Here is a 1,141-nt window from a genome sequence, read left to right on the forward strand (position 1 = left end):
TATATCCACTCATGCTCCAAGGAGTGAATACCTTACAAAATATGAATGCGGATGACATTTTTGAAAATGGGATTCGTATGGTGATTATCGGTGCTGAAAGACAACTTGATATTAAAATGCAAACTTAACTCTATACTGCTTTAAGCAACTGTTCTATTTAGTAATAAAGCTTTTATCCTTAATTATTTAACATAATAGAGCTTATACGAAACGCAATTTAAAATATTATTGTTTTTCATATAGTTATAAAATTTTGACTGACTTCAAAAACAGTAAAAAGCCGACTTAGAAACAAGTCGGCTTTTTTATGAGCAGGTTTGATACCTTTTGCCAAGAACATAGGTTATTAAATAATCAATTGATAAAATATATTCTTATTATTTCATTTACTCATAAAATATATTCATTATAATGTTGTGTATTCGATCGAATACAATAAAGAGGAACTTTCATGACCGAGATTAAACGTCTCCCTGAATTTGATGAATGGCTAGATAGCATTAAAGACAGTATGACCCGTCTTAAACTGAATCGAAGATTAGATAAGGTTCAGCGTGGTAATTGGGGCGATGTAAAGCATCTTCAAGAAGGTGTTTGGGAAATGCGAGAGTTCTTCGGACCAGGTTGGCGCATGTATTACATCAAACATGGTGATGTAATCATTGTGATGCTTGGAGGTGGTGATAAATCTACACAGCAAAAGGATATAGAACGAGCTGTTGATTTATCAAAATCTTTAGAGGATTGAAAAATGGTTAAAATAGCTGATCTACCTAGCTTTGACATGGCAGAAGCACTTAAGAGTGAAGAAGATATTGTAATGTATCTTAATATGGTTCTTGAAGAGAATGACCCTGCTGAACTAGCTCATGCACTTGGTGTAATTGCTAAAGCTCGTGGTATGACTCAAATCGCTAAAGAAGCAGGAATTGGACGTGAAGCACTTTACAAAGCACTCCGTCAAGATTCAGCACCTCGTTTTGATACGATTAATCGTGTAGTAAATGCTTTAGGTCTAAAACTAACTGTGCAGAATGCATAACTATTAATAAAATTTTGTCTAAGTTCCATCTTATTTAACATAAAATCTCTTATGCGAAATTTAGGTCTTATCCCAAATAAATCCATTAAAAAGATCTTT

2 protein-coding genes are annotated in these 1,141 nt (G+C 33.3%); both read left to right on the forward strand.

What is annotated here, in order from left to right; translation table 11 throughout:
* The first annotated feature begins 451 nt into the window (after nucleotides 1–451).
* A complete protein-coding gene (locus FTV42_RS17205) occupies nucleotides 452–748 on the forward strand; it encodes a type II toxin-antitoxin system RelE/ParE family toxin (RefSeq protein WP_004787583.1) in 297 nt (98 codons plus the stop codon).
* A 3-nt stretch (nucleotides 749–751) separates the two neighbouring features.
* Nucleotides 752–1,042, forward strand: coding sequence for an addiction module antidote protein (locus tag FTV42_RS17210; RefSeq protein WP_004787581.1), 291 nt, complete (start codon nucleotides 752–754; stop codon nucleotides 1,040–1,042).
* The last annotated feature ends 99 nt before the right edge of the window (nucleotides 1,043–1,141 follow it).

The sequence above is a fragment of the Acinetobacter sp. YH16052 genome (assembly GCF_013417155.1).
In the GTDB taxonomy this organism is placed as follows: Bacteria; Pseudomonadota; Gammaproteobacteria; order Pseudomonadales; family Moraxellaceae; genus Acinetobacter.